This is a genomic window from Microcystis sp. (assembly GCF_048564745.1).
Lineage (GTDB): Bacteria > Cyanobacteriota > Cyanobacteriia > Cyanobacteriales > Microcystaceae > Microcystis > Microcystis ichthyoblabe_A.
On record NZ_JBLZRT010000095.1, the window covers coordinates 1 to 15,491 of the forward strand.

Sequence of the window (15,491 nt, forward strand, 5' to 3'; positions counted from 1 at the left end):
AGAAAATTCCTTAAGCTCCCTCTCTGTCCAGCAATGCTCTAAAGTTGATAAATATCAATCTAACAAAAACTGAAAGCCCTATTGTACAAGCTTTACAAGCATAAGTTGTTGATAGTTTTGCATGACAGGTTCGGTAGAGCCTTAGTCTTTAGATAATATTAGGTCTAGATCTGCTGTTCACCGATTACTGACCTAGGAAATTAACTTTGCACGATTACTTAATTTCTACGGGTTCTAAATTATCAGCAGGAGTAAAACCAAAGAGACGGGAATAAAAATAAAATTCTGCATCTAATGCTCGTTTTATCGATTCAGCTTGACGAAATCCGTGTTGTTCTCCCGCAAAGGGAACGTAAGCGACGGGTAAACCTTTCGCTTTTAAAGCTTCTACCATCATTTCCGCTTGATTGGGTGGAACCACTCGGTCTTCTAAACCTTGGAAAAAGATCACTGGACAGGATAACTGACTGGTAAAATGAATAGGCGATCGCTGATAGTAAATTTCCTTTTCTTCAGGATAGCGTCCCACCAATTTATCTAAATATCTCGACTCGAATTTATGGGTATCGGTGGCTAAAACCTCTAAATCACTAACTCCGTAATAACTAGCTCCTGCTTTAAAAGTATCATGAAAAGTTAAGGCCGCTAAAGTTGTATAACCACCGGCGCTGCCTCCAGAAATTGCCAATCTTTCCCCATCGACTAATCCCTGATTAACCAAATATTTTGCCCCGTTGATGCAGTCTTCCACATCGACAATTCCCCAATTTCCCTGCAAACGCTGACGATATTGACGACCATAACCCGTACTACCGCCATAATTAACATCCAGATAGCCAAAACCGCGACTGGTCCAGTATTGCACCCGCAAACTTAAACTAGAGGTCGCCGCAGCCGTCGGTCCACCGTGACTTTTGACTAAAAGGGGCGGTAATTCGCCATTGGGGGCGGTATAATCGGGGTTTTTGGGGGGATAATACCAAGCATAGGCCGTTAGTCCCTGACTGGTGGGAAAAGCGAGCATTTCCGGAATCGAGAAATAATCGCTAGAAATAGTTAAATTACTGGAAGATTTGAGAACTTCTCTAGTTCCTGTGGCTAAATCCACTGAGATAACCGCCGTTATTTCCCTGAAAGAACCGCCAATAAAAACTATTTTGTTATCGCTAACTTGTAGGGAAGAAATGTTAGTATCAGCAGTAATAATTTCTTGAAATTCTCGATTAACAGTATCGATACTTCCTAAATAACAACGACCATCTTTTGTATAGCTACAAATAATCTGGGATTCCCCAGCAAAACCGTAGTTAGATAAACCAAAAACCCAATGAGGATAGGCAAATTCAGCCTCGATGGGTTTGAGAACCGCTTCTATTTGTTCATCGTGTTTAAAGCAATAAAAGTTCCAGAAATCATTGCGATCACTGGTAAAATATAACTGTTTATCGGCGGACCAGCGCGGTTCACACACTGACTCATTTTCACCACCAGCAACAACCCGAATATTAGTCAAATAAAGATTATTAATATCCGCCACCCAGAGAAAAGAACTATCCCAGGGCATATTGGGATGATTCCAACTAATCCAAGCTAATCGAGAACCATCGGCACTTAAGCGAGGAGAGGTATAAAAATCATCGCCTGATACTAAAGTTTCTATGTTTCCTGTATCCACATCGATGCTGACAATACTATTAACTGGTTCCCGATCTTTTTGGCTATGATCTTCACAAATACAGATTAAACGATTGCCAAATTCATCGAGAATTAAATCCGCATAACGACAGGAATTTTCTGGGGTTAGAGGTTGGGGTAAACTATCAGCAGTTTGGCGATAAATTCTTTGGTCAGCAAAATTACAAAAATAGATAGTTCCGGCAACAATTAGATAGGAACCTCCCCCGTATTCATGGACACGAGTTCGCACATTAAAAGGCCCTGGAGTGATGTCTGTAGTTGTGCCGTCGGGGTTTAATTTAACTAAAACATTTCGCCCCTTTTCCTGTGGTCTGCCTTCTAACCAATAAATATCTTCTCCATCTAGAGTTACACCGCCAAGACTAATCGATTCTGCCACAATTAGATCGGAGGTAATCGGTGATTTCCAGGAACCGTAAGCTGATATTTGATTAGACATTTTCTACTACAGCAGTGATCCTAATGGTGAACTAACTTGATCAGAAAGGCTGATAAATTAAGAAAATTTCGAGTAAACAGGACAAAGTAGGGATTGGGTGCATCCCTACCTGACTCTCTGTTTTTCTGAAATCGGAGCGGCGGGATTCGAACCCACGACCCCTACTACCCCAAAGTAGTGCGCTACCAAGCTGCGCTACGCCCCGATATTGAACCTTAACCATCATAGCGATAATCGCAGCATTTTGCAAGCTTTTTTTTTCTTCCTTTCTCCCCCATCCCCGGAATTAGTGGCCGGCTATCTAGCTAATTGGGGAATACGTCCTTTTAATCCCGTCATTAATTGCAGGGCAAACAATTTCAACGGGGGGAAACCGCGCATCATTGCCAATCCGAGACGACGGATGACAACGATAGGCGGCCAGTTATTGGAGAACAGGCGATCTAGAAAATCCGTGAAGCCTAAAATCGCTAAATTCTCCGATCTACGCCATTTTTCGTAGGATTTTAGGGTAGAAAGCGCTCCTATATCTTCTTGCTTTTCCACTGCTTCCTTTAATACCTGCGCTAAAGCGGCTGCGTCGCGAATGCCTAAATTTAAACCTTGACCACCGACGGGATGACAACAGTGAGCGGCATCACCAATTAAAGCCAGTCGGGGTTTAACATAGGTATCACTCTGCATTAACTGTACGGGAAAGAGAGCGCGGGGGCTAACTAATGCTATTTTTCCCAGTAATCCCCCCGTATATGCCTCTAATTTCTTGATAAATTCCGCTTCGGGCATTTCTTGCAGTTTTTTCGCTTCTTCATGGGGATTTGTCCAAACGATCTGACAGCGATTACCCTGGAGCGGTAAAATGCCCATCGGACCGGTGGGCCAAAATCTTTCAAAGGCGGTATCGTTGCGATCGAGTTGATGTTTAATGGTGAAAGCGACACAGGATTGCCAATATTTCCAACCTTTGGTTTGAATTTGCGCCCCTTGCCGGATAGCGGATCTGGCTCCATCGGCCCCGATGACTAATTTTGTGGTGATTTTTCGGGTTTGACCGGCTTCTTCCAGGGTGACAGTGGCTGTTTCTGCTCCGTACTCCACTTCTAACACTTTAGCAGGGGATAACCAGTCAATGCGATCGCAATCTTGGCTGGCCTTGTGCAGGGCGGTTAAAATCACTTGATGTTCGCCCACATAGCCCAAATAATCGGTTTTTAGCTCATCGACCACAAAGGGGACAAAAATCGGAAAATCGGCATCAGAAAGGCGAATATGACGAAATTTACCGATACTGGGCGATATTTTATCCCAGATACCCAAGCCTGTAAAAATCCGGCTCGACATCAACGAGAGGGCATAAGCTTGACGACGGGAGGCGGCCACCTCCAGGGGACGTTCCTCGATCATAGCGATATTTAATCCTGTATTTTTTAAGGCCACCGCTAGGGTGGTTCCGACTATACCGCCCCCGACAATGATTAAATCGTAGTTGTCCCGTCCTAACATATAAATATTTTTCTCAAAGATAATCAGTGACTACAATGATCTATTCTGACACGATTTTCGGGGTTGCTGTCGGGTTTGATTGTCTTCACCCCACCTAGCCATTGATAGACTTGAAAGGGTTTTGTCCGTGGTTGAGAGTTTCGGGTTATCGCTCTTCCTGAACTTCTGGAAGGGCGATAACAAGCTGCTAAGTAGCTGGTTATGATTAAATTAAAAATGGATTTTAGGTTCGATCCCCCCTTAGTCCCCCCTTGATAAGGGGGGTGCCGATCCCCCCTGCCCCCCTTGATAAGGGGGGTGCCGATAGGCGGGGGGATACCCCTTAATAAGGGGGGCATCTGATAATTTTTAACGCCTACCTACTTACAAGCTCTGTTAGCTGATGCTCCTGGGGCGCCAGTCTTCTTGGATACCCCGACTTGGGGCAACAACCCGAGAAGTTGACTCAAGACAAAACCCGCAACAGCTAGACTACTCTTTTTTTAACTTAAGGCAAGCTTTCTATTAATTGGATCACAAAGTTAGCCCTTGCAGAATCGCCTAAAGCTAGATAACCTTCTCTGGCTTTACTATACCAAATCTTGGCTTGATTATTATCTCCTAAAGCGGCATAAACTTCTCCTAAACCAAATTGAGCCAAGGTTTTTTCTTCTAATTGTTCTGGTATCTGAGCTAATTCTATCGCTTTTAGATAATGATTGGTAGCTAGATTAGCTAGGCCAATTTGCCAGTACAAATCAGCTAAGCTTCTCTCAATGATTGCTGAATTTTGCCCCTGTTTGATGGTAGTTTCTAGAATAGTGATCGCTTCACTGGTAAGATGATAAGTTGCTAGGGATTTGGAGGATAAAACATAGTTATTAAAAGTTGAAGTCGGTAGGGTATAAGTTCCATAAAAATCGGCTAATATTAATGCTTTAGTTTGCTTATTTATATTTAATTGTTCTATTTTATTAACTTCGGCCTGTATAGTTGCAACTTCTGAGGAATGTAACCTGATGAATTCTATTTTAGAAGCTTTATCTTGCTCGGAAGACTGTCCCCCATCGGTTTGAATTGTCACAGAATAAGGAATACCGGGCCGAAAAACTGGTGTTCCGGGATAGGAAATTTGGGTTTGAGAAACTTGCTTTTCCCAGATAATCCCCTGTGAATCCATAACTTTTATTGTGTAATATCTCGTTCGGGAAACTTCATTCCAGCGCAAAATGGGGGTATCTGTCAGTATCAGGGTGTGACGGGGTGAAATGAGATAGGGAATGAGTGCATTTGTTCCCCCTAAAGAACCCGGGGGTGGGGGATTTTTGGCTTTTAACGCTTCCCAGATGGGGCAAATTGTCTTTAGTCCAGAGGGTACACCTGAACTAACTGGGCGTTGTTGTAAATCGGGACATAATACTGTCACCCTAACACCCTGAAGAGGAAAAATTTGATCGCCTTTGTTTAATTCTGTATTAATAGAAACGGGTTTAAATTCAGTCCAATTTTGTCTTTTTAGCTTGACGATACCAGTTGTTGATTCAATTCTAGCAGGTAAGGCTATCCCTTTAGCACTTTCTAAAAATAGGGTCAGCATTCCTGTGGTTAATCCTAATAGGATGAGTTGGGTTTTGGTGAGCATTTTTGTTTCTCCCGGTTTGCTAGACATTGTTGTGCTTGTATTCTCCAGCTATCTTCGTCAGGATTTAAGCTGTTAGCGTATTGATTACAGGTTTCCCATTCTTTTAAGGCCTCTGTTTGGTTATTTTGGGCTTCTCTTACCTGCGCTAGTAAACAGTGGGGGGCAGCACTATTTTTATCTAATTTAATCGCTTCTGATAAAGCTGTTTCTGCCCCTGGAATATCTCCTTGTTTTAGCCTCGCCCAACCTAAATTTTTCCAGATAGCAAATTGGGTTTCTTGATCTAATTTTGCCTCAGATTGGGCTTTAAGTAAGAGGTGAACAGCAGCAGGATAGTTTTTATGGAGAATATGTAATCGAGCTAGATTATTAATAGCGGTAGTTATTTCTCCTCCTTGTATAGCTAGTATATATTCTTTTCTAGCTAAATCAAAATCCTGTAATTCTTCGTAGAGTAATCCTAAGTTAAAATGTGCCTCAGCGTCATCTGGATTTAAAGACAAGGCTCGTTGATAATCTTCTTCTGCACTGCTCAAATCTCCCTTTTCATAATGACTCCAACCCCAATGATTATACCAGGTGGCTACAGTTGGTAAAGAGAGTCTTAATCCCCAAATACTCAGCATTAATAAAAAAGATAAACCAGCGCCAATTTCTTGCCAGTATTGTTCTTGAATCCCAAAGCGTGTCAGTAAGTTTTTTCCAGTTTCTTGTCCAGTTTTAGTTAAGATTCCTCCTGCGGCAAGTAAGGTTAATATACTTTGAAAACTGACTAAAACACCTCCCAAAATATCGCTTCCCCCTGAAAGAAACCGCGAGCCAATTTCACCAATTAATCCTAAAGAAATTGTCAAGAAAGTAACAGAAGCTCCATTTGCCAATAAATCGTATTTATGCCAAGGAGAATCAATTTTAGGGACTTCAAGTAGCCACCACCAATTTTTAGTATCGGGATTAAAATCGGGACGTAATTTGGCGATTGTTGGGGCGATTGTGGCTTGTTTTTTCCTAAGAATATTGTCTAATTCTTGGAGAATATTTAGGATATTATCAGGGATTAAATAGGTTTCTGTTAGCTTAGTTTGAATGCGATCGCGGGCTAGTAAAATATTAAGAATTTCGGCTTCTGTTGGTGTAGTATGCTCTTGGAGAATGGCGATCAAATCTTGATAAGTTTTTAGGTCTTGTTCTAGAGATGAATTAGACATAGGCTTAGAATACTTAGAATAGTGATTTTCTTAAAGTAAACCTAGAATTGTTCTTAACGCTGTTTCTAAATTAGCTCGATCAATTTGTATGATGATTACAGGTCTAATTCCTGACTGTTCTGTGCTAATGACGGGGTTGAGGTCGCACAAAACCACATCACCACGAATAACGCTACCATTTGATTTCGCCACGAGCTAATTTTTCCTCATAATCTTCTAGATTTGACAAATAATCTGAAAAATCAGATTCTGCGATTTCTACGAAATCAGAAAACTGCTGATTGTACTTTAAGGTAAGGAAATCAATAAAGTCATTCACTTCTTCAACTAATGACTCTGGAAGTTGACGAATTTTGGCAATTGTAATATCTTGGACTGTCATGATTGAGAATTGTTCTTGAGAGTGGGGTACTAAAGCGCAACTACAAACTGATCATAGCATTTTTGAGCAGGATTTTAAAGATTTATCTGATAACTGATAACTGATAACTGATAACTGATAACTGATAACTGATTATAATCCATTGCCAATGAGAATAAAAGGAGCCCAGTAACGGGGATGGCTGAGGCGATTTGCTACGTCCGATGGCACTCCTTCAATAGGTTCTATTCTAATACTACCACGCCGCTGCTCATTGGTTGGGTTATTACTGGTAATCAAGGCAATTTGTGCCTGTTGTAATGCCGCTGCTTTACTCAATTTACCCGTCCTCAAAGCAGCATAAAAAGCATTCATCAAAGCTTGTGTACCGCCATCATCAACACTCCATAAAGAGGCAATAACTGCCCTTGCACCTGCGGTTTGTAGTCGATATCCTAACCCTAAAATTTCGATTCCTGTGCCGTAATTACCCCCTAAACCTGTCTCGCAAGCACTCAAAACAATTAAATCAATATTTTTAAACCGCCAGTTTTTCATTGTTTGTAGAGTCACAACTGTCCCATCTCCAAAAAGAACAAAAGACTGTTCTGGAGTTCCCACCACAAAGGCTGCATGGGTGGCAAAATGGACGACAGTATAGCTATCCAGTAGGGGAATAATTGTTTGATTGAAGTCTTTATCGAAGTATTTAGTAGTAGGAGAAACGGTCTGTGCTAATTTATCTACCTCTATACCCGCAAAAGGCAAACCATTAAATTTGAAGTCTTGTCCTTCATGTCGAAACTGATAGCTGCCCTTGACGAATGCCGCCGCTAAAATTTGCATTTTCGGTTCGGGTTTGGTATTAAAATCAGTCAGGGATGCTGCCGTAATATTATTAACCAGGTAGCGTTCAATTAACCACTGTTTGCCGTCGTATAAAGCCGCCAGAGGAATGTAGCGCAGTTGTCCGTCAGGAGCATAAATAATCGTTTTTGCATCGGCAGTTTTTAGGTTATTTTCTAGGGGTTTAATCAGCCATTCATAAAGCTGTTGGGCTGGCTTTTTGGCATCCAGATTAGGATTTTGTAAGGCTTCCCGGAAAGCGCGAATAGTTTCGTTTAGTTCTTTTTTGCTGACTTTTACGGTGTGGCGGACGGGAGTAGAATCGGCAGTGGTGAGGATGATTTCTAAGCGGTCATCAAAGATAATTGGGTAGATAAGGACGGCATTTTGTTGGAGTTTTTTGAGATTATCAGATAAGCCAATTAAATTGTCTAAATTATTCAGGAGATCGGCGGAACGGGTTTGGGGTTTGAGTTGGTTAATTAAGGCTAAAACTTCTGGACTTTCGATAAATTTATTAAACTCAGCCACAATTTGTTCCTGTTGTTTCCAGAGTTGGGCGAGACGTTGTTCTTCTGAGGGAGTTAGTTTGCCGTTGAGTTTTTGTCGTTCTTGCAGTTGGCTGATTTCTTGGCCAATTTCTACTGCTTTATTAACAATTGCCTCAATTCCCTCGTCTATTTTTTGTTCTGGCGGTAGTTTGGGAACTCCCTGTTCTGTATTTGTATTACCGCGCACTCCCCGCAAATAATCGTCTAATTCCTGTACTTTCAACAAGTCTAACACCCGTTGCGCTTCCAGAATGCGGTCTTGTTGCAGCAGCAAGTCAGCTAAACGGCGGTAAGTATTGGCAACAGTTTCGGTGTAGGTTTGTTGCAATTCTTTGGGGAGTCCTTTAATATCGCCTCTGAGAGTTTCATAGACGTTAACCGATTGTTTGTAGAAGATAATCCCTAGTTGAGGTTGGTTTTGTTGTTGCAATAAGTAACCAATATTGTCTAAGGTTACTGCTTCCCCTGCGCGATCTCCCACCGCCCGTGATAAGGGTAAAGCCTGTTGGTAGTAGTCTAATGCCTTCTGTTTCTCCCCTAAATCTGAATAGACACCACCAATATTATTGAGAGTAACGGCTTCCACTGTGCGTGCGCTTTGCGTGCCTTCGGCAACGCCCACCGCCCGCCATAAGGGTAAAGCCTGTTGGAAGTAGTCTAATGCCTTCTGTTTTTCTCCTAAATCATCATAGATACGCCCTAAACTGATGAGGACGACGGCTTGCTCTAATTTGCTATCAAGTTGTTGATAAAGCTTTAACGCCTGTTGCCACTTCCCCAATGCCCCCTGATAGCCTTCTAATGTTCCCAACTGGAACAATTCAAATCCTTCTTGATAAAGTCGATCAGCTTCTTGACGTAAATCCGTCTGCACTAATAGGGGGGAAGCTATAACCGTCAAATGCGGCGCTGTTACGACTAGCCCTAGACTGAGTAAGATCCCTAAACCTGTCTTCATTGCTTCCCCTCGCCAGACTCAAATGATTCTTTATATTATCTCAACAATGCCAGTATCAGGATTTTGAGGATTGGAGGATTTTCAGGATAGATATAATATTCTTTATGATCCTTTAATTATAGACTCTTCACAAGTCACCTAATCCTGTTAATCCCTTAATCCTAAAAATCCTGATCTCAGGATGGGGTTGAGGGTGGGTGTCCTATTCCCTGCATCTTTTAATTATAGACTCTTCACAAGTCACCTAATCCTGTTAATCCCTTAATTCTCAATGCCAGTATCAGGATTTTGAGGATTGGAGGATTTTCAGGATGGGGTTGAGGGTGGGTGTCCTATTCCCTGCATCCTTTAATTATCTACTCCTTGCCAATAACCTAATCCTGTTAATCCCTTAATTCTCAATCCCAGTATCAGGATTTTGAGGATTTGAGGATTTTCAGGATAGATATAATGTTCTTTATGATCCTTTAATTATCTACTCCTTGCCAATAACTTAATCTTGTTAATCCCTTAATCCTCAATCCCAGTATCAGGATTTTGAGGATTTGAGGATTTTCAGGATAGATATAATGTTCTTTATGATCCTTTAATTATCTACTCCTTGCCAATAACTTAATCTTGTTAATCCCTTAATCCTCTAAATCCTGATACTGATATTTGTTATCTATTATTAAATATCTTTTTGTATTCTAAACTCGTTGCGCCAAAGTTAATTAATAGACCAACAGGAAAATTATAAGCAACGACGTAATTTTTTGCTTGTGCAAGATGGACAGCTTCTAGGCGAATTACCGCTTTTAATTCGACAATGACTTTTCCTTCTACGGTAAAATCAGCGCGTCTTGTTCCGACTTGTATTCCTTCATAAAAGATAAGTTGTTCTTTTTCTCTTTCAAAGGTTAATCCTGTTTTTCCTAATTCAATATCGAGACATCTTTGATAGATGACTTCTTGAAACCCATTCCCCAGTGTTCGATGGATTTTCATACAACAACCAATAATTTTATAGGTGATTTCGTCTAATTCCATAATGCCAGTATCAGGATTTTGAGGATTTGAGAATGTTCAGGATAGATATCATATTCCCTGCATCCTTTAATTATAGACTTTTCACAAGTCACCTAATCCTGTTAATCCTTTAATCCTCAATGCCAGTATCAGGATTTTGAGGATTGGAGGATTTTCAGGATAGATATAATATTCTTTATGATCCTTTAATTATAGACTCTTCACAAGTCACCTAATCCTGTTAATCCCTTAATCCTCAATGCCAGTATCAGGATTTTGAGGATTGGAGGATTTTCAGGATGGATATTATAGTCTTTTTATCCTTTAATTATAGACTCTTCACAAGTCACCTAATCCTGTTAATCCCTTAATCCTAAAAATCCTGATACTGATTTTTATTGACATAATTTTGCTGATTAATTTGCCCGACAACGCAACACTCCTGCCGCTTTTAACTCGCCATTAGCAAATTCTAACTGTTTCAACACATAACCATAAGCCCCTTGCTGAGTTAAATCTCTTTGCATCTGTGGAGGCAAATCTGATAAGTTAATCTCTACCTGCTTACGCTTTTGCTTTTCCACCAAACTCAAATGCTCAAAACGGCGCGGTAGAGCATAAACCGAACCACATCGCTTGTCCTCTCCCTGAATCACAATTATCGGGTTTTCGGGAATACTGATGATGGTTTCTCCCTCTAAGGTTAATTGTGTCACTTGGGCAATGGGTAGATTAAACTCCTTACCCCCTTGCTTAAAAGAAATCCGACGCTGAGGGCGATCGAACTGAGTTAACGTCACCCCCTTATAATCTCTGCCATTTTGTAACGTAATATTTGCTAATCGTGGTAAAGCCGCTTCGAGGGTGGGTGCTTGAGCGATACTAGAAACAGTCAAAAATCCCAAAAAAACTAAAGCTATACCGGATAAAATTTCTAAACGTCTGACCATAACTCGCCCTACAATGATCATCTATAATAACTTTAATTTTAGCGTTCTTTTTTAGCGTTAGTAGCCCCCTGTGACGACTCCTTCTCCCCCGACGATTCTCCTCAATCTTGCCAGTGCCGCCGGTCTCATTGGTGCGGGATTGTACTATACAGGTTGGGTCTATCGTTGGGCATACTTTGCCTATTACCAACTCGGTATCACCAGCCTCGATTTTCCGGTTGAATCCTTCTTATTACTCCCTCTTCAAGTCTTCTTTGGTACGCCTCAAAGTATTGCTAACACCCTGATTATTGCCCTTCTGATTCCTATACTTTTTCAGCTTTCCACCCTTTGTCTTGCTTTCCTTCACTGGCAATATCAACAGTGGCTCACTAGACTGAAAAATTGGCAACTGAAAAGACAAAACCAACGCAATCGCCGAAAAATACCCTATGCTCCTCGTCCCCGCTTTCAGCGTCAGTTAACCCTTCCTCTCGCTTCGGAACTGATTCTCCTGAGTTGGATTCTCTTACTCATCTTCCATCTTGCCCGGGATCAAGGTTTAAAGGATGCCCGTCGAGATGCGGTGAATCCCACTTCTACTCTCCCCGTTGTCACCCTGATTAGTGCCAAGGAACTGCTCATTTTAGGTAAAGAAGCAGGGGATCTTGACCCCAATCAGCCCCTTTTTGAAGCCCTAACGCCCGAAGATCAGCAGAGTCTCATTGGTGATCCTAATTTAGCCCGCATTATTCAACAGCGCAACCTAACCGATACGGAGCAAGATCGCGTCTGGCGATTATTACTGGAAAGAGGGGGATGGCTGTACCTTTTTCGTGCTTTACCCCAAGATGCCCCCAAAACTGAACATCCCGTACTGCTAGGTGTCGCTAAATCTAGCGCCGGTCGGCAGTTGCTTATTTTAAGCCCTGAACCCGTTAAATCCACTGAATAGTATAGAACAGTCTCAAGTTATCTACTGGTGGCGATTTCCACTTCGGGTAAGATTTCTAAAGATAAACGGGTTCTGACAGTGCCAGAAAGACGTTTAAGCAGTTGTGGGCGTAAATCGCGCAGAATATAGATTAATTCGTCTCCTGTGCGCCATTCTTCCCTTTCTGTTACTACCTGTAGGGAATTATCGCGACGCAATAGTAGGGGCAGCAGTTCGCCATTTTCAATTAATTTAGTTAATCTGGTCTGTTGTTCGCTCAAATCATTGCCTTTAAAGATAGTTTTACCCAATTTAATCTGATTATCGTCTAAATACTGATTCCATTCCTTGACCGCAAAACTAGGGAGAAAAACCTGATTAACCTTATTTTTATCTGGGTTAGGGGTTCCCGCAAAGGCAGCCAACACCCGGGGAGGATGAAACTCCTCCCCGGCTCTTTGGGCTAAAACCAGATTAACCTCGCTATTATTAGTCAAAACTAGAAAAGTCCCCATGGATTCGATGCCAGCTTCTTGTAGTATTTTTGTATCAAGAGCGCTACTCTGCAGCACCGTCAAACCGTCTTCTTTTGCTTGCTGACAGGCTGCGGCATCCGTATCGATTAAAACCACGGTTTCCCCTTGTTCTTGGAATAAACAACCGATTAAGCGACCTAGGGGATTACAACCGACGATTACTGCCCCTGTTGCCGCAGAAGAAGTGATTTTTAGCCCTTTTGCCACCCAACGCGCCGTTAATCCCTGAATAAAAACGGTCATTAAAATTGTTAAAAAGACTAAAGCTTTGATCGCTTCACCGCCATTAATACCGGCACGGGTGAGTAAAATGGCAAATAAAGAAGCTACAGAGGCGGAAACGATTCCCCTAGGGGCAACCCAAGCGATAAATAGCTTATGTCGCCAATTTAGGTCACTTTTTAGGGTACACAGAGCCACACTCAGGGGACGCACCACCAACATCAAGACTAACACCGTCAGGACGCTGCCCCAACCCAACGCGATGACACTGGCGATCGAAAGATCCGCCGCTAGTAAAATAAACAGTACCGACACGCAAAGAGTGGTTAATTGACCCTTAAAACGCCTTAATAACCGCTCATCGGGAACGGCCGCCGCTTTTAGCACGATTCCCGCCATTACTACCGCCATTAACCCCGATTCACTGCGACTAAATTGTGATAAACCAAATAATCCCCAGACTCCGGCTAAAACCACGAGATTCTTTAACTCAAAAGTCAGAAAATTGCAAGTTTTTATAATAAAACTTAACAATCCGCCTCCAGCAATGCCGATCGCCGCCCCGATGCCTAAACGCAGGGTTAAACCGGTGATGATTTCCATGGGGCGGGCATGACTATCAATAATCGTATTTAGCACCACTACGGCTAAAATTGCGCCCACAGGGTCGATTAATACCCCTTCTCCTTCTAAAAGCGTCGCCACCCGCCGATCCACGGCTACTTGCTTCAGCAAAGGTCCGATCACCGTCGGACCAGTTACCACCACTAAAGAAGCGTAAAGAAATGCGATCGGCCAAGGAAATTCCCCCAACCAGTGGGCTGCCATACCGCCACCGATGAGAGTGATGGAAGTACCGAGGGTGACAAGATTGCGTAAACTGCCAGAAACTCGCCCTAATTCCCGTCCGCTTAGGCTTAAACCGCCTTCAAATAGGATAATCGCCACAGAGAGAGCAACAAGGACTTCTAAACCAATTCCCAGACTTTGGGGGTGTAAAATTTCCCAACCATCGGACCCTAAAGCAATCCCAAAAATGAGCAGGAAGACAATACTGGGAACTTTCAGGTATTCGGCAATGACTTGGGCTGTAATCCCCGCCACCACAGTGATGACAATTTGCAGGGTAAGGGCGAAAGATGGATCCATGTTTAGCGATCGGTTATCGGCTATCGAGGCGGGGTTATGGTTGGGGTTTAATCATTCTAATTTTGACTCTCCCCCGCTAACCGCTCGCGCGGTGTAGCGGGGGATTCTCGGTTCTTAGGCTTTTAACTAGATCGACCTGGTTTAACCGGTCGATCCCCGTCAAATCGCCTCCGCGAGCGTTTTCTAACACGGTCAGTCCGACCGCATTTTTTCCTCGGTTCTCAATTACCTTCGCTGATGCCGTATCTCTTGGTTCAATGTGGCCGCAAGAATCACACCGGTGAACTCTTTCCGATAACGACTTTTTGCCGGTAATCGCGCCACAATTAGGACACTCTTGCGAAGTTCCGTTTTTATCAACCTTAAGATAATATTTCCCCCGTTTCCAAACAACAAACGGTAGTATCTCATTAATAAAACTACCGATGCCCGAATCTAGAGATTGTTTTCTAACGATCCCTCTAGACCAGGAAATGAAGTTAATATCTTCGACAAAGATATTATCAGCAAGATCACAAAGGTAATGAGCTAACTTAAAGTGCCAATCTCTACGAGTATTAGCCACTTTTTCGTGTAATCTTGCTATCTTCTCCTGGAGTTTTAACCAATTGTTTGAGCCTTTGACTTTATGTTTTAAGCGTCTTTGTAGCAATTTAAGCTTACTCTGTACTTTCAACAAAAATCGAGGGGCTTTGATTAAATCTCCTAGTGAAGTAGCGACAAAACTTTCAATTCCCACGTCGATTCCTAAACAGGTCTTCCCAACTGTCATATCGGGAACTAATTCCGTAGATTGGAAGGAAACCGAAACGTAAAATCCCGACGCTTTGCGGATAATTCGAGCTTGTTTAGGCTCGAACCCAGACGGGTACTTCCTAGATTTCCTAATCCGAATTTTTCCCAATTGTGGAAAACTTAAGTATTCATCACCTAGAAAGTTTTTTGACAGCGCAGGAAAAACAAAACTCCGCATCTTTTTCTTGAATCTAGGAAAGCCGAAGCCTTTCGATTTCATCTGGTTAAACGCCTTATCTAAAGTTTTTAAGACTTGCTGTAAAACTTGAGCGTTAACCGTCTTTAATATCGGGTAAACTTTTTTAGCTTCCGTTAGATTTTTAGCTTGAACGAAGTAATTAGGATAGGGTTCATCCGCAGGAATTATGTACTCGGAAACTAGCGAACAGTGATCCGCAAGACACTTTCGAGAGTTTAACCAATCTTTCCGTTCTGAAAGAGCGTAATTATAAACGCTTTTGCAAACATCAAGAATGTGGATTATCTCCTGTTCCTGTTGTCTGTTTACCTTTAGTTTGTACTGGTAGGTAAGCGTTATCACTGTCTTTCGTGAGCGTGATGTATAGTTAAATTATAACACTTACTGCCTAGGATATCAACTAATTACAATCATGGACCAAACTAATCGCTAACCTTAAAACAGTTAGTAGTCGCTTAATTAGACAAGAATTTCCGGATTTGGCGGCAAAGTATTTCGACAACAAACCCTATTTTTGGGCGGGAGCTTATTTCG

The 15,491-nt window shown here is 42.2% G+C and carries 12 protein-coding genes, 1 tRNA gene and 1 pseudogene; 2 read left to right on the forward strand and 12 right to left on the reverse strand.

Going from position 1 to position 15,491, the window contains the following annotated elements; translation table 11 throughout:
- Nucleotides 1-214: 214 nt before the first annotated feature.
- The 10 genes from ACOCD9_RS11330 to ACOCD9_RS11375 form a co-directional block, all read right to left on the reverse strand.
- Nucleotides 215-2,137, reverse strand: a complete 1,923-nt coding sequence (locus tag ACOCD9_RS11330) for a S9 family peptidase (RefSeq protein ID WP_419547492.1) — start codon at nt 2,135-2,137, stop codon at nt 215-217.
- A 131-nt stretch (nt 2,138-2,268) separates the two neighbouring features.
- Nucleotides 2,269-2,342: transfer RNA gene (locus ACOCD9_RS11335), tRNA-Pro, on the reverse strand.
- A gap of 92 nt (nt 2,343-2,434) precedes the next feature.
- Complete coding sequence (locus ACOCD9_RS11340) at nt 2,435-3,640, reverse strand: FAD-dependent hydroxylase (protein WP_419547493.1); 1,206 nt, start codon at nt 3,638-3,640, stop codon at nt 2,435-2,437.
- A 487-nt stretch (nt 3,641-4,127) separates the two neighbouring features.
- On the reverse strand, nt 4,128-5,261 hold the full coding sequence (locus ACOCD9_RS11345; protein WP_419547495.1) for a tetratricopeptide repeat protein: 1,134 nt from the start codon (nt 5,259-5,261) through the stop codon (nt 4,128-4,130).
- On the reverse strand, nt 5,231-6,469 hold the full coding sequence (locus ACOCD9_RS11350) for a tetratricopeptide repeat protein (protein ID WP_419547496.1): 1,239 nt from the start codon (nt 6,467-6,469) through the stop codon (nt 5,231-5,233). Before ACOCD9_RS11350 ends, ACOCD9_RS11345 begins: the two co-directional genes overlap by 31 nt.
- Before the next feature lie 30 nt (nt 6,470-6,499).
- Nucleotides 6,500-6,661, reverse strand: a complete 162-nt coding sequence (locus tag ACOCD9_RS11355) for a type II toxin-antitoxin system PemK/MazF family toxin (protein WP_253881092.1) — start codon at nt 6,659-6,661, stop codon at nt 6,500-6,502.
- The gene (locus ACOCD9_RS11360; protein WP_002789196.1) at nt 6,642-6,851 is read right to left on the reverse strand and encodes a DUF2281 domain-containing protein; all 210 of its coding nucleotides are present in this window, start codon (nt 6,849-6,851) and stop codon (nt 6,642-6,644) included. Before ACOCD9_RS11360 ends, ACOCD9_RS11355 begins: the two co-directional genes overlap by 20 nt.
- A gap of 132 nt (nt 6,852-6,983) precedes the next feature.
- The gene (locus ACOCD9_RS11365; protein ID WP_419547497.1) at nt 6,984-9,185 is read right to left on the reverse strand and encodes a CHAT domain-containing protein; all 2,202 of its coding nucleotides are present in this window, start codon (nt 9,183-9,185) and stop codon (nt 6,984-6,986) included.
- Between the two features lie 660 nt (nt 9,186-9,845).
- Nucleotides 9,846-10,214: a GxxExxY protein gene (locus ACOCD9_RS11370; RefSeq protein WP_002736595.1), complete on the reverse strand. Its 369-nt coding sequence runs from the start codon at nt 10,212-10,214 to the stop codon at nt 9,846-9,848.
- Nucleotides 10,215-10,609: 395 nt separating this feature from the next.
- Nucleotides 10,610-11,164 (reverse strand): hypothetical protein, encoded by a 555-nt coding sequence (locus tag ACOCD9_RS11375; protein WP_419547498.1) that lies wholly within the window; start codon nt 11,162-11,164, stop codon nt 10,610-10,612.
- Nucleotides 11,165-11,213: 49 nt separating this feature from the next.
- Between ACOCD9_RS11375 and ACOCD9_RS11380 the strand changes: the two genes are divergently transcribed.
- Nucleotides 11,214-12,077, forward strand: coding sequence for a hypothetical protein (locus ACOCD9_RS11380; protein WP_002755512.1), 864 nt, complete (start codon nt 11,214-11,216; stop codon nt 12,075-12,077).
- Nucleotides 12,078-12,094: 17 nt separating this feature from the next.
- On the opposite strand, the gene ACOCD9_RS11385 is transcribed toward ACOCD9_RS11380, so the two are convergent.
- Both ACOCD9_RS11385 and ACOCD9_RS11390 read right to left on the reverse strand, forming a co-directional pair.
- Nucleotides 12,095-13,963: a cation:proton antiporter gene (locus tag ACOCD9_RS11385; RefSeq protein ID WP_287699676.1), complete on the reverse strand. Its 1,869-nt coding sequence runs from the start codon at nt 13,961-13,963 to the stop codon at nt 12,095-12,097.
- A 76-nt stretch (nt 13,964-14,039) separates the two neighbouring features.
- Nucleotides 14,040-15,299, reverse strand: coding sequence for an RNA-guided endonuclease InsQ/TnpB family protein (locus ACOCD9_RS11390; protein WP_419547500.1), 1,260 nt, complete (start codon nt 15,297-15,299; stop codon nt 14,040-14,042).
- A gap of 74 nt (nt 15,300-15,373) precedes the next feature.
- Here ACOCD9_RS11390 and ACOCD9_RS11395 point away from each other — a divergent pair.
- Nucleotides 15,374-15,491 (forward strand): annotated as a pseudogene (locus ACOCD9_RS11395) (transposase); the annotation flags it as partial.

Coding starts and splice junctions, on each gene's coding strand:
- ACOCD9_RS11330 (WP_419547492.1), bottom strand. CDS start 2,137: ATGTCTAATCAAATATCAGCTTACGGTTCCTGGAAATCACCGATTACC.
- ACOCD9_RS11340 (WP_419547493.1), bottom strand. CDS start 3,640: ATGTTAGGACGGGACAACTACGATTTAATCATTGTCGGGGGCGGTATA.
- ACOCD9_RS11345 (WP_419547495.1), bottom strand. CDS start 5,261: ATGCTCACCAAAACCCAACTCATCCTATTAGGATTAACCACAGGAATG.
- ACOCD9_RS11350 (WP_419547496.1), bottom strand. CDS start 6,469: ATGTCTAATTCATCTCTAGAACAAGACCTAAAAACTTATCAAGATTTG.
- ACOCD9_RS11360 (WP_002789196.1), bottom strand. CDS start 6,851: ATGACAGTCCAAGATATTACAATTGCCAAAATTCGTCAACTTCCAGAG.
- ACOCD9_RS11365 (WP_419547497.1), bottom strand. CDS start 9,185: ATGAAGACAGGTTTAGGGATCTTACTCAGTCTAGGGCTAGTCGTAACA.
- ACOCD9_RS11370 (WP_002736595.1), bottom strand. CDS start 10,214: ATGGAATTAGACGAAATCACCTATAAAATTATTGGTTGTTGTATGAAA.
- ACOCD9_RS11375 (WP_419547498.1), bottom strand. CDS start 11,164: ATGATCATTGTAGGGCGAGTTATGGTCAGACGTTTAGAAATTTTATCC.
- ACOCD9_RS11385 (WP_287699676.1), bottom strand. CDS start 13,963: ATGGATCCATCTTTCGCCCTTACCCTGCAAATTGTCATCACTGTGGTG.